Annotated in this window: 28 protein-coding genes; 23 read left to right on the forward strand and 5 right to left on the reverse strand. The window is 45.8% G+C overall.

Features of this window, described 5'->3' with window-relative positions:
* Positions 1-10: 10 nt before the first annotated feature.
* The 13 genes from DESDI_RS01245 (at position 11) to xsc (ending at position 14,277) form a co-directional block, all read left to right on the forward strand.
* Positions 11-1,225 (forward strand): ABC transporter permease, encoded by a 1,215-nt coding sequence (locus DESDI_RS01245; RefSeq protein WP_015260815.1) that lies wholly within the window; start codon positions 11-13, stop codon positions 1,223-1,225.
* Positions 1,218-1,922, forward strand: coding sequence for an ABC transporter ATP-binding protein (locus DESDI_RS01250; protein WP_015260816.1), 705 nt, complete (start codon positions 1,218-1,220; stop codon positions 1,920-1,922). The genes DESDI_RS01245 and DESDI_RS01250 overlap by 8 nt, the downstream gene beginning before the upstream one ends.
* Before the next feature lie 497 nt (positions 1,923-2,419).
* Positions 2,420-3,166, forward strand: a complete 747-nt coding sequence (locus DESDI_RS01255; protein WP_041219195.1) for an ABC transporter ATP-binding protein — start codon at positions 2,420-2,422, stop codon at positions 3,164-3,166.
* Positions 3,167-3,216: 50 nt separating this feature from the next.
* A complete protein-coding gene (locus tag DESDI_RS01260; RefSeq protein ID WP_242825423.1) occupies positions 3,217-4,290 on the forward strand; it encodes an ABC transporter substrate-binding protein in 1,074 nt (357 codons plus the stop codon).
* A gap of 21 nt (positions 4,291-4,311) precedes the next feature.
* A complete protein-coding gene (locus tag DESDI_RS01265; protein WP_015260819.1) occupies positions 4,312-5,091 on the forward strand; it encodes an ABC transporter permease in 780 nt (259 codons plus the stop codon).
* Positions 5,092-5,094: 3 nt separating this feature from the next.
* The gene (locus DESDI_RS01270; protein WP_015260820.1) at positions 5,095-5,919 is read left to right on the forward strand and encodes an ABC transporter permease; all 825 of its coding nucleotides are present in this window, start codon (positions 5,095-5,097) and stop codon (positions 5,917-5,919) included.
* Positions 5,895-6,659, forward strand: a complete 765-nt coding sequence (locus DESDI_RS01275) for an ABC transporter ATP-binding protein (protein WP_015260821.1) — start codon at positions 5,895-5,897, stop codon at positions 6,657-6,659. Before DESDI_RS01270 ends, DESDI_RS01275 begins: the two co-directional genes overlap by 25 nt.
* Positions 6,660-6,816: 157 nt before the next feature.
* On the forward strand, positions 6,817-7,986 hold the full coding sequence (locus DESDI_RS01280) for an NAD(P) transhydrogenase subunit alpha (protein WP_015260822.1): 1,170 nt from the start codon (positions 6,817-6,819) through the stop codon (positions 7,984-7,986).
* A complete protein-coding gene (locus tag DESDI_RS01285; protein WP_015260823.1) occupies positions 7,983-8,264 on the forward strand; it encodes an NAD(P) transhydrogenase subunit alpha part 2 in 282 nt (93 codons plus the stop codon). Before DESDI_RS01280 ends, DESDI_RS01285 begins: the two co-directional genes overlap by 4 nt.
* 2 nt (positions 8,265-8,266) lie before the next feature.
* Positions 8,267-10,231, forward strand: coding sequence for an NAD(P)(+) transhydrogenase (Re/Si-specific) subunit beta (locus DESDI_RS01290; RefSeq protein WP_015260824.1), 1,965 nt, complete (start codon positions 8,267-8,269; stop codon positions 10,229-10,231).
* A gap of 16 nt (positions 10,232-10,247) precedes the next feature.
* Positions 10,248-11,024 (forward strand): GntR family transcriptional regulator, encoded by a 777-nt coding sequence (locus DESDI_RS01295; protein WP_242825424.1) that lies wholly within the window; start codon positions 10,248-10,250, stop codon positions 11,022-11,024.
* A gap of 88 nt (positions 11,025-11,112) precedes the next feature.
* Positions 11,113-12,498, forward strand: a complete 1,386-nt coding sequence (locus tag DESDI_RS01300) for an aminotransferase (protein WP_015260826.1) — start codon at positions 11,113-11,115, stop codon at positions 12,496-12,498.
* 30 nt (positions 12,499-12,528) lie between these two features.
* A complete protein-coding gene (gene xsc / locus DESDI_RS01305) occupies positions 12,529-14,277 on the forward strand; it encodes a sulfoacetaldehyde acetyltransferase (RefSeq protein WP_015260827.1) in 1,749 nt (582 codons plus the stop codon).
* Positions 14,278-14,381: 104 nt separating this feature from the next.
* On the opposite strand, the gene DESDI_RS01310 is transcribed toward xsc, so the two are convergent.
* The 4 genes from DESDI_RS01310 to DESDI_RS01325 all read right to left on the reverse strand — a co-directional run bounded on the left by DESDI_RS01310 (position 14,382) and on the right by DESDI_RS01325 (position 17,544).
* Positions 14,382-15,275, reverse strand: a complete 894-nt coding sequence (locus DESDI_RS01310; protein ID WP_015260828.1) for a DMT family transporter — start codon at positions 15,273-15,275, stop codon at positions 14,382-14,384.
* Positions 15,276-15,442: 167 nt separating this feature from the next.
* Entirely contained in the window at positions 15,443-16,351 is a 909-nt protein-coding gene (locus tag DESDI_RS01315; protein WP_015260829.1) for a hypothetical protein, read from the reverse strand.
* A gap of 93 nt (positions 16,352-16,444) precedes the next feature.
* Positions 16,445-16,663, reverse strand: a complete 219-nt coding sequence (locus DESDI_RS01320) for a hypothetical protein (RefSeq protein ID WP_015260830.1) — start codon at positions 16,661-16,663, stop codon at positions 16,445-16,447.
* On the reverse strand, positions 16,660-17,544 hold the full coding sequence (locus tag DESDI_RS01325) for a putative RNA methyltransferase (protein WP_015260831.1): 885 nt from the start codon (positions 17,542-17,544) through the stop codon (positions 16,660-16,662). The genes DESDI_RS01320 and DESDI_RS01325 overlap by 4 nt, the downstream gene beginning before the upstream one ends.
* 163 nt (positions 17,545-17,707) lie before the next feature.
* Here DESDI_RS01325 and DESDI_RS01330 point away from each other — a divergent pair, with 163 nt between their 5' ends.
* The 8 genes from DESDI_RS01330 to DESDI_RS01360 all read left to right on the forward strand — a co-directional run bounded on the left by DESDI_RS01330 (position 17,708) and on the right by DESDI_RS01360 (position 22,757).
* The gene (locus DESDI_RS01330) at positions 17,708-18,421 is read left to right on the forward strand and encodes a hypothetical protein (RefSeq protein WP_015260832.1); all 714 of its coding nucleotides are present in this window, start codon (positions 17,708-17,710) and stop codon (positions 18,419-18,421) included.
* 23 nt (positions 18,422-18,444) lie between these two features.
* Positions 18,445-18,741 (forward strand): hypothetical protein, encoded by a 297-nt coding sequence (locus tag DESDI_RS01335; protein ID WP_015260833.1) that lies wholly within the window; start codon positions 18,445-18,447, stop codon positions 18,739-18,741.
* Between the two features lie 6 nt (positions 18,742-18,747).
* Positions 18,748-19,665, forward strand: coding sequence for an O-acetylserine/cysteine exporter (locus tag DESDI_RS01340; protein ID WP_015260834.1), 918 nt, complete (start codon positions 18,748-18,750; stop codon positions 19,663-19,665).
* Between the two features lie 38 nt (positions 19,666-19,703).
* Positions 19,704-20,768 carry an acetylxylan esterase gene (locus DESDI_RS01345; RefSeq protein WP_015260835.1) on the forward strand — a complete coding sequence of 355 codons (1,065 nt, stop codon included), beginning with the start codon at positions 19,704-19,706 and terminating at the stop codon, positions 20,766-20,768.
* Positions 20,769-21,069: 301 nt separating this feature from the next.
* Complete coding sequence (locus DESDI_RS01350) at positions 21,070-21,543, forward strand: DUF2975 domain-containing protein (RefSeq protein ID WP_015260836.1); 474 nt, start codon at positions 21,070-21,072, stop codon at positions 21,541-21,543.
* A gap of 10 nt (positions 21,544-21,553) precedes the next feature.
* Positions 21,554-21,769, forward strand: a complete 216-nt coding sequence (locus DESDI_RS01355; protein ID WP_015260837.1) for a helix-turn-helix domain-containing protein — start codon at positions 21,554-21,556, stop codon at positions 21,767-21,769.
* A gap of 374 nt (positions 21,770-22,143) precedes the next feature.
* Positions 22,144-22,305: a YvrJ family protein gene (locus DESDI_RS17465; RefSeq protein WP_015260838.1), complete on the forward strand. Its 162-nt coding sequence runs from the start codon at positions 22,144-22,146 to the stop codon at positions 22,303-22,305.
* Complete coding sequence (locus tag DESDI_RS01360) at positions 22,305-22,757, forward strand: peptidoglycan recognition protein family protein (protein ID WP_015260839.1); 453 nt, start codon at positions 22,305-22,307, stop codon at positions 22,755-22,757. Before DESDI_RS17465 ends, DESDI_RS01360 begins: the two co-directional genes overlap by 1 nt.
* 74 nt (positions 22,758-22,831) lie before the next feature.
* Here DESDI_RS01360 and DESDI_RS17740 read toward each other — a convergent pair whose 3' ends face one another.
* Entirely contained in the window at positions 22,832-23,284 is a 453-nt protein-coding gene (locus DESDI_RS17740; protein WP_015260840.1) for a hypothetical protein, read from the reverse strand.
* Positions 23,285-23,524: 240 nt separating this feature from the next.
* On the opposite strand from DESDI_RS17740, the gene feoB reads away from it, so the two are divergent.
* Positions 23,525-25,879 carry a ferrous iron transport protein B gene (gene feoB / locus DESDI_RS01370; protein WP_015260841.1) on the forward strand — a complete coding sequence of 785 codons (2,355 nt, stop codon included), beginning with the start codon at positions 23,525-23,527 and terminating at the stop codon, positions 25,877-25,879.
* Positions 25,880-25,882: 3 nt separating this feature from the next.
* The gene (locus tag DESDI_RS01375; protein ID WP_041219197.1) at positions 25,883-26,074 is read left to right on the forward strand and encodes a FeoB-associated Cys-rich membrane protein; all 192 of its coding nucleotides are present in this window, start codon (positions 25,883-25,885) and stop codon (positions 26,072-26,074) included.
* Positions 26,075-26,130 lie beyond the last annotated feature (56 nt).

Here is a 26,130-nt window from a genome sequence, read left to right on the forward strand (position 1 = left end):
GATGGGCCATATGTTAAATAGACTTAAGTTTGAATGGAGTTTAGCTGACCGTTTCTTAAAGGAAAGCAAAGGGCAGACCGCCTTGATTACGACTGGAATCGCCATTGGAGTGGCTGTTATGGTTTTTTTAAGCGCTTTGATCGATGGTCTCCAGGCGGACTTGATAGATAATACCGTCGGCAACTCCCCTCATATTACCGTGACCAATACAGAAAGTGCCAGAATAGGTGCCTTTGAAGGCCAGGGTCCGCGGACTTTGATCATTGATTCTACCCAAAGTATGCAGAAACCGATGGTCGAATGGCAGGCCTTGGAGATAATTCTTGCCCAGGACAATAGAACAGAGAGCGTACTGCCCGTAGTGGAAGGTTCTGGCCTGGTAAGAAGGGGGCAAACTAGCAGGGGCATCGTCCTTCGGGGCTTCGACCTAACCAAGGCGGATCAGATCTATGACATTACTTCCAGAATAGTCGCAGGAAGCAAAACCCCTAATGAAGGGGCTGTGTTGATCGGAAAAGATCTGGCAGATAACTTAGGGGTCAACCCTGGCGATCCAATTTTTCTGGAACTCCCTGGCAAAGAACCTTTGGCCCTCACTATCGACAGTATATTTAGCTTGGGAACGGCTGCCGTCGATGAACGATGGGTGATTGTCGGTCAGCAAAAGGCAGGGGCCCTATTAGGACTGGGCGACCAGATTACCTCGATGGAAGTTCAGGTTAAAGACGTTTTTACTGCGGAAGAAATGGCTCGGACCATGAGCAAACAGTTTCCTAATACAAAGTGGGTTAGTTGGCAGGAGACCAACGCTTCTCTATTGGTAGCGCTCCAAAGCCAAAGCAGTTCTAGCTATACTATTCAATTTTTTGTTTTACTGGCAGTAATTCTTGGGGTTTCTTCGGTACTAGCTATCAGTGCCGTCCAAAAATCCAAAGAAATTGGCATCTTGAAAGCCATCGGAATTCGGACGAGTAGCATAGCAAGAGTATTTTTGATTCAGGGTGCCTTGCTTGGTGTATTGGGTGTAACCCTGGGCTTTGGGCTAGGTTTGGGAATGAGCATTATATTTATTACCTTTGCCGGAACTGCCTTTACCCTCCTCTTAAAACCTCTGACTATGTTCATTATTCTGAGTGCGACGATGATATCAGCGACTCTTTCCGCGTACCTACCGGCACGGCAGGTTTCTCAACTTAATCCCATCGAGGTGATTCGCAATGGCTAAGGTTTTATTAAAAACCATTAACTTGGTTCGTGACTTTGGTACTAACGGTGAGGCCCGCGTCCTGCACGGTATCGATCTAGAAGTTGAGCAGGGTGATTTCATCACCCTTATTGGGGCTTCGGGATCAGGCAAGAGCACTCTGTTAAATATCCTGGGGGCTTTAGATCGGCCTACCCAAGGGGAAGTGATCATCGAGGGAACGGATCTACGCAAACTTAATGATGATGAATTAGCTTATTTTCGTAATAAAACCATGGGATTCATCTTTCAGTCTCATTTCCTTTTGCCTCAGTTCAGCATTCTTGAGAATGTCTTGATTCCGTACCAGATTTATACGGGTCGCGTGACCACGGAGATTCGTAACAGGGCGCTAGACCTTCTTGACAGGGTCGGACTAAGTCATCGCATCAATAGTCGAGCTAATGCTATCTCCGGCGGAGAGCAGCAGAGAGGGGCTATAGCCCGGGCGCTAATCAATAAACCGAGGATGATTTTAGCGGATGAGCCTACGGGCAATCTAGACTCCACTAATACTGAAAAAGTATTTCAACTGCTGAAAGATATCAACCAGGAATCGAAAACCACCTTTATCATGGTTACCCATGACAGAAACCTAGCAACTCAGTCCAATCGTCTTGTAGAGATGAAAGACGGCAGGATTTTAAGAGATAAGAGGATGGGGACTAACCTTGGATAGTTAAAACTAAAGCGAATTTGACTTTTTAAAAATGTTGACGCTCATAGGAAAAAATGGTAGTATTTAAAGTAATCAATCTGGTACGGACATCGTGACATAGAAGTACAAAAAGGTTTGCACGATGGCGAAAACGTAGATCTTTATATGTGACTTTTTTAACAGCACACTATTATGCCATAGGGACTCCTTAGTGTAGATCCGACAATATCTAACAGTACTAGTCAAGAAGATTGTGAATGCGAGTTCTTTCTTAAATCTATTACTATAAATGACAAAATGTTTTAGCTAGCATGTACTATATATATCATAGATTTACAAATATTCTAAGTAAATCTATATATAAAAAGGTCAGCAGACTAATTCTAACGGAACCGTATCAATCGCGCAAATAAACCGATAAGGGGGTTGAAAGATTAACTTATTTCTGTTGTGCAATCATGTAGGCTAAGGTTAAGGAAGAAAATTGGACAAAAGAGGTGATAACACTGTCCACGGCTATGACTATAAAGAAACCTAAGGTTACAGTGAACAATCTAACTAAACAGTTTAAAGATCTACTTGTCCTAGATAACATTAATTTTCAGGTTGGGGAAGGAGAGTTTCTTTGCATTGTTGGTCCAACTGGTTGCGGTAAAACAACCTTCTTAAATCTTTTATCCAAACTTATGCCATCAACCCGAGGGGATATCTGTATTGATAATGTGTCGGCTGATCCCAAGCGACATAATATTTCTTTCGTATTTCAGGAACCTTCCTGCATGCCTTGGCGGACCGTTCGGCAAAACATTGCCTACGGTATGGAAGTAAAAAAGTTCCCTCCTGCCGAGATCAAGCGACAAGTGGATAAAACCCTAGAGTTGATCGGTTTGGCAAATTGCGCTGATCTCTATCCTAATCAAATATCTTCTAGCATGGAACAACGAGTCGCAGTCGCTAGAGCCTTCGCCGCTACGCCGGATCTGCTTCTGATGGATGAACCTTACGGGCAATTGGATGTTAAATTGCGTTATTACTTAGAAGATGAATTGATTAAGATTTGGCAGGAGTTCAAGACGACAGTTATTTTTGTTACTCACAATATCGAAGAGGCCGTTTACCTAGCAGAAAGAATATTGATTTTAAGCAATAAACCTACCACTATCAAGGCAGAAGTAAACATCGATTTACCGAGGCCTAGAAATTTCCTCGACCCTAAATTTCTGCAAATTAGAGAACAAGTGACCGAGTTAATCCGCTGGTGGTAAATGGCTCTGTTACAAAGGGAAATATCAAAATGATATTAAGGAGGAATTCGATGATGAACAAAAAAATGCAGATGCGTACATTAGGTCTGGTTGTTGTATCACTATTACTTATTATGGTGGTTGTTAGCGGGTGTGGCTCGAGCTCTCAGCCGGTCACAAAGGACGGAGCTCTCACGAAAATCAGAGTTAGTCATCAACCCGAATTTGAAACGTTCTTGTCTTACCGTGCCCAACAAGAGGGATTGGACAAAAAGAATGGACTTGAGTTTGAAATAAAGTACTTTGATTCAGGAATGCCACAAGTTGAAGCTATTCCCGCCAATGAATGGGATGTTGGCGCAACTGGTGGTGTTCCCGCTATAATGGCAGCCCTCCGCTATGACACCTATATCATAGGGATCGCTGATGATGAATCTTTCGCCAATGTTGTCATGGCTCGACCGGATAGCCCGCTTCTGAAAGGTGAATCTCCCGAGGGGAAAGACATTCTGGTTACAACAGTTTCCAGCGGCCACTACGCCTTATCCCAATATCTAAATACTTTTGGCATCACCGATAAGGATGTAAAAATCCAGAATTTAGAACAGGCACAAGGCGTTGCCGCCTTTGATTCTGGCGTCGGCGATGCTGTTGCACTTTGGGCCCCCTTTATGTATACAGGATTGCAAAAAGGTTGGGAAGTAGTCGCTTCTGGAGATGACGTAGGCGCAAAAATACCTCTAGTTTTGGTTGCCAACAAAAAATTTGCCGATGAACATCCAGATCTAGTCGTTAAATACCTGGACATTTATTTCCAAAAGATTGACGAGATTAAAAAAGAAGGTGCAAATTTAGCTCCTGAATACCAAACCTTCTTGAAAGACTGGGCCGCAATGGAAATCGACTTAGATACAGCTGCTATGGATATCGAGAAACACCCCGTCTATACACTGGAAGAGCAGCTGGCTATGTTCGACAGTTCCAAGGGTGACAGTGAAATATACAAATGGATGGATAGCATCGCTAGCTTCTTCACAGAACAGGGACGCTTTACTCCTGAAGAAAGTGAGAAAGTCATGAAGAGCCCCTTTATTAACGATACTTTTTTGAAAGCATTGGCTAAAGAGAAAGGCCTAATTAAGTAACAAGAAAGGATCAACAAGCAGATGGATCATGAACAGAAAAAGATCCTCAAATACCTCCCCTATCTTAGCCTGATAACGCTGTTTGTCGTATGGGAACTGATTGTGAGATTGGGTATCATACCTAGTACGATGTTGGCATCGCCTACTCAGGTCATTAAACTGTTTGTTGTTAAGCTGACCCAAGCCAATCCAGATGGCGCGATTTTAGCAGTCCATGTTTGGACCAGCCTACAAGAGGCCCTGATCGGTTATCTGTTAGCTCTAGCCATCGGTATTCCTCTGGGGCTGGCGATGGGATGGTTTGTTGTCGTCGAAGGCCTAGCGCGCCCCATCTTTGAAATTATCCGCCCCATCCCGCCGGTAGCATGGATTCCCTTGGCTATCTTTTGGTTTGGCATTGGATTAACGGGCAAGGTCTTCATTATTTGGGCTTCTGGGGTTGTTCCCTGCGTCATTAACTCTTTTGTCGGCGTTCGTATGACCAATCCTACTCTCATTCGCATGGCGCGCACTTACGGGGCCTCGAATTGGGAAATTTTCAAGAACATTTGTGTCCCGTCTGCCCTCCCCATGGTTTTTGGCGGTTTACAAGTAGCGTTGGCCGCCTCCTGGACCGCACTGGTCGCCGCTGAACTCATCGCCGCTAATACGGGTCTAGGATTCCTCATTACCATGGGTCGCCGCCTTTTAATGCCTGATATGGTGGTTCTCGGAATGTTCATGGTTGGGCTTACGGGTGTGGTCATCGGAATTATCGTCGATAAAATAGAGAAAAAACTTGTCGCGGGAGTGAGGAGGTAAAGCATGGATGGCACAAAAACAACCACGGCAACCTCTTGGCAGAACCGCTTAGGTAATCCTTTAAAAAACAAATGGGTTCTCTATATTATTTCCATCGTCGGCTTTCTATTGATCTGGGACCTTGCGGCGGTGACTCATATCACCGGGAAATTCCTGCCCCGACCTATTGAGGTCTTTATTCGGCTCCAAGATATGTTGGTCAATCCGTTGGCTGGGAAAACGCTTTTGGAGCACCTCTGGTTTAGTTTGCGACGGGTGCTCATCGGCTTTGGCATTGCCGTCATGATCGGTGTCCCGATTGGGGTCGGCATGAGTATCAATAAATATATAAATGCCATTGTGAAACCGATCTTCGATCTGTTCAAACCTATGCCGCCTATTGCCTGGATATCTTTAGCCATCTTGTGGTTTGGCATCAACGAGACGTCAAAGATTTTTATTATCGTCATCGGTGCGATTGTCCCTTGCATCATTAACTCGTATAACGGCATCCGCTTGGTTGACGAATCCCTATACGACGCAATTCGCATATTAGGTGCTAACAAGTATCAAGAGATTATTGAGGTTACCTTCCCCGCCGCTTTTCCGGCGATTTTCGCTGGGATTCAGATTTCCCTCAGCATGGCATGGACCACCGTGTTAGCGGCTGAATTGGTGGGAGCTCGGGAGGGCATGGGCTTTATTATCATGACTGGAATGAACCTTGGTCGGCCGGCAATGATTATCGGCGGTATGCTTGTCATTGCTTTAACAGCTTGGGTACTATCAGCCTTGGTAGGTTACTTAGAAAGGAAGATTTGTCCTTGGAAAATCGATCTGAACCATTAAACTATAAAATTAGTTGTACCGGAATTAGTAAGAATTTTGGGGACACCAAAGTCCTGGAAAAGATAGATCTCTTCGTTAAAGAAAATGAGTTTGTGGTTATTCTCGGTCCAGGTCAATCGGGGAAATCTACTCTTTTCAGGATTATTGCTGGACTAGAGACACCTAGCACAGGTACGGTTAAAATCGAAGACAAGGAGGTCTCTGGTCCAGAACCGACGGTTGGCTTTGTTTTTCAACGGTATACACTATTTCCCTGGAAAACAGTGATGGGAAATGTGGAAATGAGCCTTAAACTAAAAAATATGCCCCTCCAAAAGCGTCGCGAAATAGCCCAGCATTATATCGACCTGGTCGGACTCGGTGGTTTTGAAAAAAGCTACCCCCATCAGCTAAGTGGCGGTATGAAACAGCGTGTCGGAATAGCCCGTGCTTACGCCAACAATCCTAAAATAATGTTGATGGATGAACCTTTTGGTCAATTGGATGCTCAGACGAGAATTTTAATGGAGCAAGAAATGGTAAGGATTTGGGAAGCAGAAAAGAGAACCATTTGTTTCGTGACCAACAACATCGAAGAGGCTATCTTTCTTGGCGATCGCATTATTACTTTGGAGGGTAAGTTGCCAGGAAGACTTGGTCTCGCCTATGAAGTCAATCTGCCGCGTCCGCGGGAATTTACGGACATCGAGTTTTTAAAGCTACGGCAAAAGATTACCGATGATACTCAGCTGACCCTGTAATCGACAAGCGTCTGAAAAGGCTGCATCGGCGGAACAGTCTTCACGCAGCCTTTTCATATTAAAGCTTTCTCTATGCGAAAAGGGGTATTTATTGGCCTGGATGCTGGAGCATACGAATAAAATTGGTACGGACGTCATAATATGGAGGTGTTTTATTGTGTTTCATGATGTGATCATCGGGATTCCAAAGGAAATCATGAAAGGGGAAAATAGAGTTGCCGCATCACCGGATACTGTAAAGAAAATGGTAGCGGGCGGAGCGCGCGTCCTCGTAGAAACAATGGCTGGGGTGGGGTCATTTTTCAGTGACGATGACTTTAAGGCTGCTGGGGCCAGCATTGAAACAAATGTTGAGTCCTTATATGAACAAGCCCATATTATCTTGAAAGTAAAAGAGCCTCTCTTCCACGAAGGGCTGAACAAGCATGAAGTGAACTTATTTCATCCCGGACAGTATCTCATTACATTTCTCCATCCCGCTTCGCCTGTCAATCATGAAATGATTAAAAATCTTGCCATGATGGACGTTACCAGCTTTACTTTGGATGGAATTCCCCGTATTTCCCGAGCTCAGAACATGGATGCACTGACCTCAATGAGTACTGTGGCTGGCTATAAAAGTGTACTGATGGCTGCCAACCGCCTTAGCAAATTTGTGCCGATGATCGGATCTGCGGTGGGTGTGATTAAACCAGCTCAGGTTGTAGTGGTAGGGGCCGGAGTTTGCGGCTTACAAGCTATCGCTACAGCTAAACGATTGGGTGCTGTGGTCACCGCAGTTGATATCCGTCCCGACGCATGCGAACAGGCGAAAAGCCTAGGCTCTAATGTTTGGGATGTTGGTGTTCCGGCCGAAGTAGCGATTGGTCAAGGCGGATACGCCCAACGCTTGCCTGATGAATGGTTAAACAAGGAAAGAGAAAATCTGAAAGAAGCCGTCAAGAAAGCTGATATCTTGATCCTCTGCGCCCTGATTCCGGGGAAACAGGCACCGCTGTTAGTGACTGAGGATATGGTGAAATCGATGGCTAACGGTTCCTCCATTGTCGATGTTGCCATTGACCAGGGAGGCAATTGCGCTTGTACGGTTCCCGGCAAAGTTGAGAACGTGCATGGGGTTACTATTGATGGTACTAAAAATATACCGGGAATGGTGCCAACCAGCTCGACTTGGATGTTTGCCCAAAATATTTACAATTTCATCGCTTATGTGGTGAAGGACGGTAAGATTGAACTGAATCGCGAGGATGAGATTATCGCTTCTAGTTTGACAACATATAAGAAAGAAATCGTACACGCTGGAGCCCGCGAGGCAATGAATCTATGAAGGAGCTCCTGCTAATTGGTTTGTTTATAGTCTCGATGGTTCTCGGCTATAAAATCATTAAAGAAGTTCCAAGTCTTTTGCATACCCCTCTTATGTCAGGTTTAAATGCGATTCATGGTATCCCGATTTTAGGGGCTATGGTAGCAGTGGGGGTCGCGGTTATGACAGAGACTAAGTGGTTAGGCCTGATTGCTGTCGCTTTGGCTAGTATCAATATTGTGGGAGGTTTTGGTGTTACCCATAAAATGCTAAGAATGTTTAAGACAGGAGAGAAATAAGGATGCTGGGAATAAGCGCTCCCGTCTACTTTGGAATGAGTTTCCTCTTGGTCGTTGGTTTTTTAAGCGGAATCAAAAAAATGAATTCCCCCCGCACTGCAGTTACCGGTAACGCGATTGGTGCAATTACCATGATGCTAGCGATTATTTTGGCTCTGCTCTACTATGAAATTAGTGATTTAACTTCCGTCTTAGTCGCTTTTTTTGTAGGAGGTCTAATTGGCTTGGTGATTGCCGTTAAGGTTAAAATGATTCACATGCCTCAATCAGTTGCTTTTCTCAACGGGGTAGGCGCTACCGCTTCAGCCTTAATCGCTTTGGCGACAATCCTTAACGGTGATGCGACGACGTTCTTTGTTCAAGTGACAAGCGTCCTGGCGCTCATCATCGGTAGTATGGCCATGAGTGGAAGTTTGATTGCGGTAGGCAAATTGTCTGGAGTATTAAGCCCCAAACCGGTAGTCTTAAAAGGACACTCAGCGATTTTCTTTGCCACGGTTTCCATCCTGATCCTGCTTTGGGCACTATCTCCATTCGTGCCGCTTACGATGACCTTTGTCCTGCTGGCACTGGGATTAGCAATCTTCTTTGGCTTTTTGTTCGCCGTTCGCATCGGGGGCGCAGACATGCCGATCATGATCTCTCTTTTAAACGCTCTGACCGGCGTGGCGGGAGGCGCGGCTGGCTTGGCAATTTATGAACCATTGTTGGTAGCCGTCGGGGGGATTGTTGGCGCCTCGGGATTGATCTTGACCCAGATCATGTGTCGGGCGATGAACCGCCACCTCTGGGCTATACTGACCGGTAAAACGACAATGTCCTCTTCCGCTCCGGTAGCTAAGAAAGCGACATCGGCACCGCCCAGCACCAGTGAGGCACCGGCGACCGATCTGCAAAGTGTTCTGATAAAGGCGTCCACGGTAATCATAGTGCCCGGTTATGGGATGGCCTTAGCTCAAGCACAACATGAGGTCAAAACCTTAGCCGATACCCTAGAGGCGCAAGGTAAAGAAGTTTGTTTCGCGGTTCATCCGGTGGCTGGTCGAATGCCGGGGCACATGAATGTGCTCTTGGCCGAAGCCGGAGTGGATTATGACAAGCTGTTGGAAATGGATGAGGTTAATCCCCGTTTTCCGAACACTGATGTGGTCGTGGTGATTGGTTCCAACGATGTTATCAATCCGGCAGCCCGCAACGCCGTTGGAACTCCGATTTATGGCATGCCGATTTTGGATGTGGAGGCGGCCAAGCATGTCATCATCTGCAACTTCGACGAGAAACCGGGTTATGCTGGCGTCGACAACCCTCTTTATGATGGGAGGAAAGGTGTCACCCTGATGTTGGGAGACGCCAAAAAGACGGTGGCAGCTTTGGTGGATGAGGTCAACAGGGAAATGACGGCTGGGATGGCCGAGGGTCCGTCGGCGACCGATCTGCAAAGTGTTCTGACAAAGGCGTCCACGGTAATCATAGTACCCGGTTATGGGATGGCCTTAGCTCAAGCACAACATGAGGTCAAAACCTTAGCCGATACCCTAGAGGCGCAAGGTAAAGAAGTTTGTTTCGCGGTTCATCCGGTGGCTGGTCGAATGCCGGGGCATATGAATGTGCTCTTGGCCGAAGCTGGTGTGGATTATGACAGGCTGTTGGAAATGGATGAGGTTAATCCCCGTTTTCCGAACACTGATGTGGTCGTGGTGATTGGTTCCAACGATGTTATCAATCCGGCAGCCCGCAACGCAGTTGGAACTCCGATCTATGGCATGCCGATTTTAGATGTGGAGGCGGCCAAGCATGTCATCATCTGCAACTTCGACGAGAAACCGGGTTATGCCGGCGTCGACAACCCTCTTTATGATGGAAGGAAAGGTGTCACCCTGATGTTGGGAGACGCCAAAAAGACGGTGGCGGCTTTGGTGGACGAGGTCAACAAGGAGCTGAAGGGTGGACTGCTGAGCACAGGATGAGCTGTTGACAGGCATTATGGAGGTTAGTATACTTGATGTTATGAATGAGAAGAAATTACTAGTAAAAAAGAATATACCTATTGACTACGATAGCCCAGTACCCCTGTATGCACAATTAAGGGACCTCCTCCAGGAGAAAATTGCAGAAGGAACCTACAAGGAGAGGATTCCCAGCGAGAGAGAGATTATGGACCTGTATTCGGTAAGCCGTTCTACGGTAAGAAAGGCTATTACTGCATTGGTTCGTGATGGGGTCTTGGAAAAAGTACATGGGAAGGGCACATTTATTTCGCTGCTGCCGGTAGAAGAATGGCTGGGGAGTTTGCGCAGTTTTAACGATGTTGTAAAGGAAATGGGCCTGAAACCCAGTATAAAGCTTCTTTATCAAGGAGAAGAACCGGCGGTTGGGAATGCTACTTACCTTGAGGTGCCGGAGGTCTATGTGGTAGAACGGTTGCGCTTAGCAGATAACAAGCCTGTCGCTGTTGAAAAACAGTATTACCCGCTTCACATCGGCCAGCAAATCGCTAAATTTGATTTGAACAACGTTTCCATCTACGACTTGCTCGAGGGCCATATGGGAGTTAACCTCCTAGAAGCGGAAGAAATTATCACCGGCAGAACGTCTACCCTTGAAGAGGCCCAGTTGTTAGGAAGCGCTGAGCCAATCAATGTCCTGCAGACTGAAAGAATTCTCTTTGATAGCGAAGGGACTCCTATGGAGTATGAAAAGAGTGTCTATCGGTCGGATATGTATTCCTTCGCCATCAATTTGGTGCGAAAACGGCGCTAGGAAGGATGTTTTTTTGGTTCTTGTGGTACGGACGTCATTATAATCGGACGAGATATACAGTTGAGGAATAAAAGGAGGAAAGAGCAAAATGACACAGTTTGAGAATCTAACACCGGAACAACTAGTCCAGAAAGATCGGGAGAATGTGTGGCACCATCTCATGCAACACCAAGTTTTCCAGACGCAGGAACCAGTCATCATGGTCGAGGGCAAAGGGTGTACAGTGAAGGATATTCGGGGCAAAGAATATCTGGATGCCGCTTCGGGGGGGGTCTGGTGTGTTAACGTAGGGTACGGGCAAGATAGTATCGCAGAAGCTGTCTATGAGCAACTTAAACAACTTCCTTTCTATGCCTTGACGGCAGGCAATGTGCCGGCTATCCTCTTGGCTGAGAAAGTCACTTCCCTCTTACCCGGCTTGCAGAAGGTCTTCTTTTCCAATAGCGGCTCTGAAGCAAATGAAAAAGCGTTTAAGATGTCGCGCCAATATTTCCGTCAAAAATACCCGCAGAAGGACAAATATAAAATTCTTTATCGGCAGCGCGACTATCATGGCACGACCTTGGCAGCCTTGAGTGCTACCGGACAATCGGAAAGAAAAACGGGATACGGACCGATGGCACCGGGTTTCGTCGGTGATCTCCCTCCCGCTTACTGTTACCGTTGCCATTATGGCAAATCATACCCCGGCTGTAATCTTGAATGCGCCCATGCGCTTGAGGATATCATTAAGGCTGAGCGGGAAGACACAGTGGCCGCCGTCATCTTAGAACCGATTACTGCAGGTGGTGGAGTTATCCTTCCGGTATCAGAATATTATGGGATCATTGAAGAAATTTGTCACAAATATGAAGTTTTGCTTATCTTTGACGAAGTGGTTAACGGATTTGGACGAACAGGTAAATGGTTTGGGCATCAGCACTGGGATGTCGACCCAGATATGATCACGGCGGCCAAGGGCATGGCCAGCTCCTATATTCCGCTGTCCGCGACCATTACCAAACAGTACATCTTCGAACAGTTCTTAAGTGATCCCAGCGATAAAATGAGCTATTTCAGAGATATCAGCACCTACGGAGGCAGTTTGGCCGCTTTCGCAGCAGGCAGAGAGAACATCCGTCTGATTGAAGAACAGAAACTATGCGAAAACAGTGCTGCTATGGGCGAAGTTCTTTTAGATGGCCTGAAAGAACTTGAAAGCTTGCCCATTGTTGGTGAAGTAAGAGGAAAAGGATTGTTCGTAGGCGTTGAATTAGTAGAGGATAAGAAGACCAAAACCCCGGTCAGCGAAACCTTCATGGGTAAAGTGGCGGCAGAAGCGAGCAAGCAAGGTGTCCTCTTTGGCCGGACCAATCGCAGCATACCTGGACACAACAATATTGTGACCATCGCACCGGCTTTAGTTGTGACCAAGGATGAAATCAATCGTATGGTGAGCACCCTGAAAGATATATTAGTAAGTTTATCAAAATAGTATATTTAAATGAATTAGGAGGTAAAGAAAATGCAAAAAGTCAGAATGACACCTAGTGAAGCTATTTGTGAAACCCTATTGGCTGAAGGAGTAGACCATGTAACAGGTATTGTGGGATCTGCGTTTATGGACCTTTTGGATCTCTTCCCCACTGCAGGGATTAAATTCGTCCCTGTTCGCCATGAACAATCTGCCGGCCATATGGAAGATGCTTATACTCGTGTTGCCGGCCGTGCCGGGGTACTTATCGGACAGAATGGCCCTGGTATTACCAACATGGTCACCTCTGTAGCAGCAGCCAATTCAGCTCATACTCCTATGGTAATAATCTGCCCTTCAGCCGGAACCCCTACTGTGGGCTGGGATGGCTTCCAGGAAGCAGATACCGTTCAGATTTTCAAAGCGATTACCAAAGAAACCATTCGCGTTCCTCATCCCTCTCGGGCCGCAGATTGCTTGCGTACAGCTTTCCGCATTGCTTATGCCGAACGTGGTCCTGTCCTCTACGATATTCCCCGTGATTACTTCTATGGCGAGATCGATGAGCAGATTCTCGAACCCCATCAATACCGGGTTTCCCAACGGGGTTGTGGGGATTTGGTCTCCATCGCCAAATCTGTTGAGCTCTTAGCTTCTGCTAAACGCCCAGTCATTATCTCTGGTCGCGGAGTTGTAGATACCAAATCTAAGGATATTGTCGCAAAGATCGCGGAGATCCTTACCGCTCCCGTAGCTTGTACTTATCTTCATAATGATGCCTTCCCCTCAGATCACCATCTGTGGTTAGGGCCTATTGGCTATATGGGTTCTAAAGCCGCTATGAATACAGTAGCTGAGGCAGACGTAATCCTTGCCTTAGGAACCCGGCTTTCCGTCTTTGGCACCACCCCTCAATATGATATCAACTACTTCCCGGATAGTGCGAAGATTATTCAAGTAGATATCAACCCCCGCAATATCGCCAGAACCCATCCGGTTGAAGTTGGAATGATTGCCGATGCTAAAGAAGCGGCTAAAGAAATTCTCAAGGGTTTAGAGGCTAAAATCTCCAGTCCCCAAGTTAAGAAAGAATATCTAGCTGTCATCAAGGACCGTCAAGAAGCCTGGGATAAAGAAATTGTTGACCTAGCGATGGTGGATGGTGATCCTATCAATCCCCGCCGTGCACTTTTGGAAATCCAAAAAGTATTGCCAGAGAATGCTATCGTATCTACGGATATTGGAAATGTCTCCTCAACAGCCAATAGCTATCTGAGATTTAAAGGAGAGGGGATGCACATTGCAGCTCTGACCTTTGGAAATACAGGATTTGCTTATCCTGCAGCTTTAGGTGCCCAAATGGGTAACCCTGATGCCCCTGTGGCAGCTATCGTCGGGGACGGAGCTTGGGGAATGAGCCTTCATGAAGTGAGTACTGCTGTAGAACATAATCTGCCTGTAGTCGCCATCGTATTCCGGAATATGGCTTGGTGCGCGGAGAAAAAGAATCAAATTGACTTCTACAATAATCGTTTTATCGGGGCAGATATTCTCAATCCGGAAAGCTTTGTTCCGGTAGCTATCGCCATGGGTGCCGAAGGTATTCGCGTTACCAAACCAGAGGAAGTAGGACCGGCTTTGGAAAAAGCGTTGGCTTCACGGAAACCCACCGTGTTGGAAATCGTTTGCGACGGAACCCAGTTGGCACCACCTTTTAGAAAAGACGCTTTAAAAATGCCTACCCGTTTGTTACCTAAGTATCAGCACTTGGATGTAAGAAATTGGGGATTAGATGATTGATTTTTTTGGTTGCCTCGGTTTTTCTTAATTGATAATTTCCTGGATTATGAAAGCGATCATATAGCAGTAGGGGAGACCAAAGGTCTCCCCTACTGCTATATGATTTAAATTAATTTTTTTTGCCGAAATAATTCTCCGAAGGCAGCGCCGCCTAAGATCAACAGTGCTCCAACGATCTGCACAAAGCTTAGCTTCTCTCCTAGTAGAACTGCTGAAAAGGTCAGTGCCGAAAGGGGCTCCAAATAACCACAAATCGCTACGCTCTGTACGGGGAGAGTGCCGATAGAAGAGAAATAGAGATAACATCCGATTCCGGTGTTAACAATGCCTAGGATTAGAATGGGGATTAGGCTTTCCGATGTCATATGGAAGGTGAAGCCCTGCTTCAGTAAAATAAATATCCCTACCGTGATAAAGCTTATCATCAGCTGCCACATCGAATTGGCAATGCCAGTTATACTTGCCGCCTTTTTGTTAGAGATTACCATAATAGCGTACGTGACTGCTGCCAGTATACCGTAGATCAAGCCAAAGGAATTGCTTTCTCGGGATAATTGCCCGGTAACACAAAGCATACCGACGAGCACGGCGAGAAAGCCAAGGAGCTTGGTGCCCGTCATCTTTTCCTTGAAAAGAAGAGGGGAAAGAATCATGATAATCACCGGGCCGCAATAATAGGCAAGAGTAGCAATGCTAACCCCAATTCGTGCGTAGGCCTCGTAAAGAAACATCCAGCTTGCACCCATAGCCACCCCGGAGATAGTAAGATACAGAAGGTGCGACTTGTTAAGGAAAAACTGGGCCTTTTGTTTGGACAAGATAAAAACAAGTGCTAAGAAAAGGCTGCCGATCAGCGTTCTGGTAAAAACGATTTCATAGCTGCTTAAGGCAATATAACTGGCAATTATTCCGTTTGAACCAAATAAAAGTAGTGAGGCTATGTATTTCAAATAAGCCTTATTGATATTAATTGTATGAATTGCTCTTTCTGTTTGCATTATTTATACCATCCATACTAAATTCTCACTTCATCTAAATAAGGTGTCATCTGGAGGAAGAAACGTCTGATGTATCTTCCTTGTGACAGTAAAAAACCGAGGCATGGCCTCGGTTTTGCATAGATACGAGGGAGTATGACACGAGAAATTATAATTGAGATTCAATATTAAAGCTTCTTGATTAAAGCACTGACCGTATTGGCCTCCTTGCTTTCACCATAGAATTCGATTTGAAAGCCCTCAAATAGATAGCTCATCGTATAGATATCTGTGAATTCAGGGTCTTGGCTAAAACTATTGGGCATCCCCAGTTTGGCGCTAATCTCATCGAAGGTATCGGTTATTTTCACCCCTAAGATTTCCTGTTGGCCCTCTAAGAATATTTCTGAGGCGACATTCTCATTATTAAACAGGATGATAATATTTTCGAAAGCAATCTCGGTAGCAAAAGTATCCTTGGGAACTTCAGGATCGATGACCGGTACTTTTTTGGACTCCAGCTTCGTAATCTTCTCGACTTCGGTCAGAGGCTTGCCCAAGAGACTTAAGGTCGGATGATTTTCCGCATAGGCTTTAACTACCCCTTTTTTAGCCAGGTTAATGTCTGGGTAGGCGATCTCATTGACGATGTAAGTGCCCCAGGTCATTTGTTCCGGATCGTTGACTGACTTCATTTCAATATAGTAAATATCTTTGTTGATATAATTCTCGATTTTATAAGGATCTTTGACCTCAGCTTTATTAAAGAGATCAACTAGCAACTCCACCCCATCATAATAGACCTTGCCAGTTTTACTATGGACAAAATCAATCACCGGAGCTCCTCCGTTGACCATATGTTGAAAAGCGTAAATGGTATGTTCCCCCACTTTTGCTTCTCGCAAGAAAGCCACAGTATACTCAGTCTTTGTCAGCAGCTCTTGCGAAAGGACCCGCATAGCTTCTTCTTGGCTCAACGCCGAAGCAGAATGAGTGGGTGAAGTGCCGCCCACGGGAGAATCTACATCCTTGCTCCCCCCGCAACCGGTTACAAGCAGGGCTATGCTAATCAAAGTAGCTACGAGCATTTTCCTCATCTTTATCACCTTCCAGTTCATCGCTAAATAGTTCGACGAATTAGAATGAAATCCTTTATTATAAAAAAGACCCCAGCATGGGGGTCGGTTGACCTAATCTTTTTCTGTCGGCAGCTCCTCAATTGAATCAATCCGACCGACAGCGACTTGCTCTCCGTCCTTCATGGTGATGAAATACTCTTCTAGTAGTTGCTCTTCAAAGCTCTGATCAATCGCCTGAAGATCTTTTTCACTTAGATAGGCTTGGCCGAGGAAATGCTCGCCCGCTTCATCGCATGTATAAATCGCAAAAAGTGTTACCAATAAATTCATCCTTTCTTTCTCCCCACTAGAATTGCTAAGTCAATGGTGATTTCCAGGGAGTTCAAGTCCATGATCCTGTCGATTCGCTCCCCCTGGGCTCCCCAGGTCAAAGGGGTCATATGTACTAAATTCTCAATAAGAGGTTTTGCTAAGTTCCGAGTATAGTGAACAGGCACGATTTCAGTCAGTGCCAGATGATTTTCGAAGAGCTCGATGGTTTTGGCGTTAGAATACTCTTCACGATCGGTCTCTGCATAAAAAACAGCGCGCAATTCCTTGAGATAGTCCTTTTCCGGAATAACCTTCAGGACATAGCCGTCGGGGTGGAGAATTCGCTCAAACTCAGCATAGTTGGCAGGGGATAAGATGTTCAGAATCACTTCAAAAGCATGATCAACAAAGGGACATTGTGCAAGATCAGCCACACACCAAAAGCTATCTTTATAATCTCGGGCGGCCATTTGGATGCCCTCTTTGGATAAATCCATTCCCACACAGCAAGGAACCGTTCCTAAACAGTGGTGGAGTTTTTGTTGGATATTGGCTAAGTTAGAACCTTCGCCACACCCTGCATCCACGATATTTAAGGAGCGGTCAAAGCTCTTTGCCTCGGCACTAATCAACTCACAGAGCTTCGAGTTGAGAGGCTCAAAAAACCCACTTTGGGCCAGATTTTTTCTTGCATCGAACAAGGCCTTATTGTATTTGGACTTAATGCCATGAGATAATAAATTAACATACCCCTGCTTAGCGAGATCAAAGCAATGTTTTTCCGCGCAGATCAGACTCTTCTTATCCACAAGCCTCAGGGTATGTTGGCAGACGGGGCATCTCAAGAGATTCTCAAAATGGCCAGTGAGGGCATCGCTGAGGATAATACTTCTTGGCATTTTAAGCATCCTTTCAAGTGAGGGGTCACATAGTATAGTGTATAATTAAGACGAGGATTGCTACATTTCTAATAATAACAACATTTACCTGTCTTGAAAAGTCAGGACACGACAATATTCATGAAAAGTAGCATGGTTTCTCTATCAAGGGGGGTCAGAACATATGAAAATCAAAGGGATAGCTATAGTCATCTTAACCCTGTTGATGTCACTTTTCCTCGTTACCCCCTGCTTCGCTAATGCAGCGGAGCCTCCATCTATCGTTATCCTCGTTCCCAACGCGCCTGAGGAACTTGCGATTAGCCTGATCACGGATTCCTCCGGCAAAGCCAAGATAACAGACAAGGCCTTCGAAAGGTACTACGCCTTTTACTATCGAGACTTAAAGGATACCGGAGATTATAGTTTTGAGGTTACCACCCCAGAAGGTTCTTTCCTGATTCATGTGGAGAAACCCGTCAAGGCTTATAACAATATCTTTACCTTAGATATGCAGCAGCAAACCTTAGAACCAGGAAAATCCCTGACGCGCTCACTTTCTCTAGTATCTTTGCGAGTGCTCCTGACCTTGCTGATTGAAGCGGGCGTCTTTTGGCTTTTTGGTTATCGAGAAAAAAGATCTTGGTATCCCTTTTTTGCCATCAATCTCATTACCCAAGGAGCTCTCAATATCTGGCTTAATGAATTTTCGCCTCTGGCCAGTTATCTAGTGCTTAACCTCATCATCGGAGAAGTCCAGGTCTTTTTCGTCGAACTCATTGTCTTAATGGCCTTTTTGCGAGAACATGGAAGGCTGAGAACGTTTAGCTATGTGATTATAGCCAATCTCATGAGTTTGATTGCCGGAGGTTATATTATTACCTGTTTACCGATTTGATAGTTAAGGAAGGAAGGTACCTTATGAATAAGAGATGGTTAATCTGGGGACCCGCTCTAGGGGTTATGCTTTTCACCCTCACCGGTTGTGTTCCCGGTGATGGCTCCTACACTTTTAACGAGCCTGCAGGGTTTTTGTCTGGTGTTTGGCATGGCTGGATTGCACCGTTCTCCCTGATTGCGGGGATTTTTATGGACGGGATCCGGGTTTATGAGATATTCAATACGGGTTGGTGGTATGATTTTGGCTTCTATATCGCTGTGATTAGCGGCTTTGGGGGATTGTCCCTGTCCCGAAAAAAGAAAAAGGAAGGCAAGTAGTTCTAAATGAATAAACGAGATTTTGCCATCGCCCTGATGATTGTGACAGCTTGGGGTGTGAATTTTACTGTCATAAAACTAGGTCTTCATGATATTCCATCCATGCTCCTAGCCGCCTTGAGATATTTAGCCACCGCCTTTCCGGCACTCCTTTTTATTAAGCCTCCCGCCGTAGCCTGGCGTTACACAATCGGCTTTGGGTTGACCGTGGGTTTGGGCCAGTTTGCCTGCTTGTTTTACGCTATCGAAATCGGGATGCCCGCCGGTGTGGCATCCGTGGTCTTGCAATCCCAAGCCTTCTTTACGTTCTTATTCGCCGCCCTGACTCTTAAGGAAAAGATTCGGAGCCGACAAATTCTTGGTCTCATGGTAGGAATACTCGGTTTGTACTTTATCGGCGGTAATTTCGGTGCTAGAGGGATAAGCGAAATCCCTCTGGGTGGTTTACTCTTAACCGTAGTGGCCGCGGTCTCTGCGGGATTTTCCAATATTGTCATAAAATTAGCTTCTAAAAGCAGTGTCACGAAGGGCCAGAGGCTGGATATGCTAAGCTTGGTGGTCTGGTCCAGTTTAGTCCCGATCATCCCTATGTTGGGGATTGCTTTAACCTTAGATACTCCCCAGACTTTGATATCTGCTGTGCAAAACATGGATATCCCAGCAATTTTAGCCGTGCTTTATATTGCTTATGTCGCCACTTTGTTTGGCAATGCCACTTGGAGTGAACTGATGGCTAAATACCCGGTCACCCAAGTTGCCCCTATCTCCCTCCTTGTTCCCATCACGGGCTTGATTACCGCTCAAATCGTCTTAGCTGAGTATCTAGACCTATGGCAATGGCTGGGATGCTTTGTCATTCTTTTCGGTTTAGTGATTATGAATTTTGGCATGACGCCCCTGCGTTTGCTTTTAAAGAAGAGGTAAGCTCTGACCGATTTCTGTAGTTTTTGAGGTGAAAACACATGGAGATTATCGAAGATAAACTGCGTGAATTAGAAAGCATCCCTTATTTGGGGAGATACCCTAAAGATTTTAGCGAATTTTGGCTGGAGAGCTTAAGGACTGATCATAGGGTTACGGCTCGCCTGGAGTTAGAAAGAATCTCTTACCCTATTGCTAAGGTTGAGGTATTTTCAGCGACCGTTCTAGCCGGAGACGAGGTCGAGTTAAAGGGGTATTATCTAAGGCCAGCCTTAACAGCGAATAACACTGATGGCCTTGGGAAAAGAGAAAAGATAGAGCTAAGTCTTGACGAAAGGGTGCAGTCTCAGCTGCTCCCCGGAATAGTGCGCTTTCATGGCTATTCCGGCAATCGGGGCCAGATCTCTGAGTTGCTTTTATGGGCTTTGCAAGGTTATGCCATCCTTGCCTTAGATGTACGGGGGCAAAGTGGAGAGACACCTGATCACCGCGTCTATCCCTCTGGGTCTTTTTCCGGCTGGATGACCTTAGGTCTGGAATCTCCGCGCCGCCATTACTTTCGCCAAGTCTATCTGGATGCGGTCCGAGCGGTGGCGGCTCTTGCCAATCAATCTGAGGTAGATGAAAGGCGAATCGGCTGTATAGGCAAAAGTCAAGGCGGTGGCCTTGCAGTTGCCGCCGCGGCACTTACGAATACTTTGGGAAAAGAAGTGGGGTTGCGAAGCCAAGTGAAGGCAGTTTCGGCCGCCATTCCTTTTCTCTGTGATTTTCGCCGCGGTTATCAGCTGCAGAGTGATGGTCCTCTCGATGAGCTGGTCTGGTATTTTAAACTTCATGATCCGGAGCATCGGGGTGAGAAGGAGATATTTAAGACTCTGGATTATTTTGACACAGTTCACTTCGCTCCTTGGCTGGGAGAAGAAGTCTCAAGTCTCGTGTCCATGGGATTAAAGGACACGGTTTGCCCTCCAATTACTATTTATGCCTTGTATAGGGCGATTCATGGGAAGAAGCAGCTTCTCGCCTACCCGGAATACGGCCATGAATCTCCAGATGAGTTTGTGGATCGACAGATCGAGTTTTTGGCTGGGGTACTGGGGGTTTAAGTCGAATCCGAGTAGTGATAATGTTAACCTATTCGATGTATTCCAGAGGATAGAAAGTTTCTACGAAAAGCATTTCTTTTTAGAAGGGGATGCTTTTTTCGCATTCAAACTAGGGTGAAGTGCTGGGGTGAAGAAACTGCATGTGGGTTACAAAGGTTGCGTCTCGCCTTTCAGTTAAGTCCTAGGGTGAATTAAATAACCGTATTTCAATAATAAGATAGCGATAATCGTTCGAAATTTATTGCAAAACGATAAAACGCGTAGTATAATCAACTTACAATAAATAAGTGAGGTGCTTATTATGAATCGAGAAACACTCTTTTTGAAAATTGCTGTCTTTCTGATAGCAGCTCCGGTTCTTGCTTTGGCTCTACTTGGCATACCATGGTTAGCGACTAATCCAGCAAATCCAGTGTATGCTCGTGTACTGTACCCGATTATAGCCATTATGTACTTATCCACGGTCCCGTTCTTCGTTGCCTTGTATCAGTCTTTCAAGCTTCTAAGCTATATTGATAAGAATGAAGCGTTCTCCGATAGTTCAGTAAAGACTCTAAAAAAGATAAAATTCTGCGCCATGATAATCAGTGTTTTATATGTGGGCTGTTGGCCTTTCGTCCTCGGGGTTGCGGAATTAGACGATGCCCCCGGTCTTGCGATTGTCGGCATGGTTCCGATTTTCGCTTCGATGGTCATAGCGGTCTTCGCCGCTGTTCTTGAAAAACTTCTTGCTAAAGCCATTGCTATAAAGTCTGAAAACGAATTAACGATTTGAGGTGTTGAACATGGCGATAATTATCAATCTTGATGTGATGTTGGCCAAAAGGAAGATGAGCCTCACAGAACTGTCGGAGAGGGTTGGAATTACCATGGCCAATCTTTCGATATTAAAAAATGGCAAGGCAAAGGCGGTTCGCTTGTCCACTTTAGATGAGATCTGTAAGGCCTTAGAATGTCAGCCGGGAGATATTCTAGAATACAAAAGCGAGGAAATTACATAAGGAGTCTAGGGTAAGTGGCGGTTTTAGTTGGTAATAATTTATTACCAACTTTTTTTGCTTTAATTTTTTTGCTTTAAACAGAGGATTTGTTCTATAGGCTGAGGCGAGGATAATGTGAATAAAAGGCGATTCCCGAGAGGGGAGGGATGAGGACATCAGTAGGTTCCTTGGTCTCGAAGAAAGATATAAAAATCGTCGAGACTGTCACGGATCACATTTTTCGGGAATAAATAACAATGAGGGGCGAATGGGACGTCTCCATGGCCTCTCTAATTACTCCCCTTTCGAGGGCTGATAATGTTGGGTGTCACTTGAGTTGACGTGAATAGAGCAGATTAGGTTTATAGAGGGGAAAAGAGGGGAGGTTAAGAGCTATGGAAGATATCCTTAATATAGTGGGGAATTTTGGCTTTCCGATCGCCGTAAGTATCTACCTTTTAGTACGCATCGAGGGAAAACTCAATGACCTCACCTCAAGCATTACGGAGCTGGCCAGGGCCATAGCCATCCTAGAAGTGAAGGGGGATGGGAAGTAATGGATTGGCAGAAGATTGTAATCCACCATTCAGCAAGTCCCACCTCTGTGAAGAGGGGAACGACGGATGTGCCAGTCGACGCAGCTATGATTCGGCAGTGGCATCTGGCCAAAGGCTGGAGTGACATCGGGTATCACTTTGTGATACTCCCCGATGGCCGCTGTGAAGAGGGCAGACCCCTGTTCAAGCCAGGAGCCCATTGTGTGGCTGGGCATCGGAACTTTATCGGTATCGGCATCTGTCTCGTGGGGAATTTTAGCCTGTCGGATGAGATTCCGGAGGCGCAGCTGAATGGATTAGTGACCCGGGTCATCTCCTTGATGCAAATCTATGGCCTAGGCATCGAGGATGTGGAGCTCCATCGGGAGATCCCCGGAGCGGCCACAGAGTGCCCGGGAAGGTTTTTTCCTGAGGACTTGTTCGGAAGGGAGCTCAGGGAGCGATTGGGTTGAGATGTGTAAGAAGGAGAAGAAAAACGATGCCTAACTTCAAAAAAGTTGGGGCATCGTTTATTTGTTTACCTTTTTTATTTTGTTTCTAAACGACTAAGTCGTTCAGCAAATTCTTTGTTAGCCTTGAGTTGACTATCACGGAAGTCGAACAAGGAGGTAATCTTTTTGTTGATATCGTGTTCCATGCGGACTTGACTATGTCTAATATTGGTGATATCAAGCTGCATTTTTTCTTGGTTGACTGAAAGTGTATCCAAGCTATCTGAAAGAACTTTCAATTGCTCAAACACTTGCTCGAATCTAATCAAAGCTTGTTCTTGGAACTTATCATTCTGATTAAGCTTCTGAGAAATCTGCTCGAATCGATTCAAAGCCTGCTCTTGGAACTTATCATTCTGATTAAGCTTCTGAGAAATTTGCTCGAATCGATTCAGAGTTTGTTCTTGGAAATCATCATTCTGATCAAGTTTATGGAAGATCTGCTCGAGTCGATTTAATACCTGTCCTTGAAACATCTCATTATCCATAGACAATCCTCCACCCCTTATCTACCTAGTGGATAACTAGTTTAATTATACCAATAAAAGGGACAGGTTCACAATAGGATATTATTCAATAGGTAAAGAGATAACTAAAAATTTCTATTTGATTATGCTTAAAGTTAGACTATACTAACTTTAAGGAAGTAAAATATTAGCCTGTGTCACGGCAGGTACAAGCAAAAGTATTTCTTTGAAAAAACACATGAAGCTCAAAAGGAGAAACATATGAAGCTGAATGAATTAAGTATAGGTCAAAGTGCTTCGATTATATCCGTAGGCGGAAGCGGTGCCCTGCGTCAGCATTTTCTTGATATGGGTGTGCTCCCCGGTGCGGTGGTAACTTTGGTAAAATTAGCACCTATGGGAGACCCCATGGAACTTCGTATACACGGTTATGAGTTGACCTTACGTCTGGCCGACGCGGAAAAAATCGAGATCGAGACCGTTCATGATTTAGAACAATTAACGGATAATTCAAGGATGACCAAACCCGCTAGCCATCCAGGTTTAGGGGAGACCGGCATCTTTCATACAAAAGCCGATGGGGATTCACTACCGGACAGCGAGGTGCTCACCTTTGCCTTGGCCGGTAATCAGAACAGCGGCAAGACGACCCTCTTTAACCAACTGACCGGTTCCAATCAGCGGGTCGGTAATTTTCCTGGTGTAACGGTGGACAGAAAGGACGGGGTAATCCGCGGCCATGCTAATACCCTGGTTACGGATCTGCCGGGGATTTATTCCATGTCCCCCTACAGCAGTGAAGAGCTGGTGACTCGTCAGTTTTTACTAAAGGACAAGCCAAAGGGAATCATTAATATCGTCGATGCGACCAATATTGAAAGAAACCTTTATCTGAGCATGCAGCTGATGGAATTGGATATTCCTATGGTATTGGCCTTGAACATGATGGACGAAGTGCGCAATAACGGGGGCTCCATTCATATCAATGAAATGGAGAATATGCTGGGCATTCCTGTTGTCCCCATCGCTGCCAATAAGAATGAAGGAATCCAAGAGCTTATCGATCACGCCATCCATGTGGCAAAGCATCAAGAGCGCCCCGGCAGAATGGATTTTTGTGATCCGGAACACGATAACGGTGCGGTCCACCGCTGTCTCCACGCTATCATCCATCTTATTGAAGATCACGCCAAGCGTGCTCAGATTCCTGTGCGCTTTGCGGCCAGTAAGGTTGCCGAAGGGGATAAGGCAATAATCCAAGCATTGGACTTAAACCCTAACGAGCTGGAGCTCCTAGACCACATAATTCAGCAAATGGAGGATGAGAGCGGCTTAGACCATGCCGCTGCCATCGCCGATATGCGGTTTAAATTTATCAAGAAAATCAGCGCCGCCACCGTGGTGAAGCCTAATGAAAGCAAGGAACATGCTCGCAGCGTGGCTGTTGATAAAGTGCTGACGGGGAAATACACGGCGATTCCAGCCTTCGTCGGTATTATGGGGCTGGTCTTCTGGTTAACCTTTGGGATGATTGGCACATGGCTATCGGATTTGCTGGATATGGGAATTACTTGGCTGACGGCACTAGTGGATATGGGCTTGACCGCCTACGGAATTAACCCTGTTGTTCATTCGCTGATCATTGACGGGATATTTACCGGGGTGGGTAGTGTCTTAAGCTTCTTGCCAATTATCGTCACCTTGTTCTTCTTTTTATCTTTCCTAGAGGATAGCGGTTACATGGCTCGGGTGGCTTTTGTCATGGATAAACTCTTGCGGAAGATCGGTCTTTCCGGTCGAAGCATTGTTCCCATGCTTATTGGCTTTGGTTGCACCGTTCCGGGAGTTATGGCCAGCAGAACACTACCATCTGAACGGGACCGTAAGATGACGATTCTATTGACACCCTTTATGAGTTGTTCGGCCAAGTTGCCGATTTACGCTCTCTTTACGGCGGCCTTCTTCCCCAGATATGGTGCACTTGTCATGATCGGGTTGTATTTTGGCGGGATTGTCGTCGGCATATTATTCGCCCTGCTCTTAAAAGGATCACTGTTCAAGGGTGAGCCAGTTCCCTTTGTCATGGAATTGCCAAATTACCGCATGCCTAGTTTCCAAAACGTGTTGCGACTTCTTTGGGACAAAGCCAAGGATTTCCTTACCCGGGCCTTTACCGTAATCTTTGTGGCAACGATTATCATTTGGTTCCTGCAATATTTCGATACCCGACTGAACGTAGTTTCCGACTCGCAATCCAGTATGCTTGCCATGCTGGCTGGCGCGTTTGCTCCACTTCTTCAGCCTCTCGGTTTAGCGGATTGGCGGATTTCCACGGCTTTGATTACGGGATTCATGGCCAAAGAAAGCGTGGTTTCTACTCTTACAGTTTTATTGGAAGGCTCCACTACTACTCTAGCTGGCCTGTTTACTCCCTTTTCGGCTATCGTTTTTCTGGTATTTACCCTACTATATACTCCCTGCGTGGCGGCGATTGCTTCCGTCAAGCGTGAACTGGGGGGGAAATGGGCTGTAGGGGTGGTCGTCATGCAATGTGCCATTGCCTGGTTTGCGGCTTTGTTAGTGAATTTATTGGGAATGATGATGGGATGGGTGTAAGTTATGGATGGATTAAGTATTTTCCTTTTAGTGCTCATTTTGATAGGATTTTTGGTGGCTATCCGCTCTATCTGGAGGAAAAAGGATAACCCCTGTGGCAGTTGTAGCGGGGGCTGTAGTTCCTGTAGCTACTCCTGCACCCCACTCGAGCAGGAGAAAAGGCTGAAGGAGCTCGGCAAAGAAGAATCTGAGTAGAAGTTAGGGCCGCTGTTCAATGAGAAGGATTGTTCGTTGGGCAGCGGTTTTTGTAT

The organism is Desulfitobacterium dichloroeliminans LMG P-21439 (assembly GCF_000243135.2).
Classification (GTDB): domain Bacteria; phylum Bacillota; class Desulfitobacteriia; order Desulfitobacteriales; family Desulfitobacteriaceae; genus Desulfitobacterium; species Desulfitobacterium dichloroeliminans.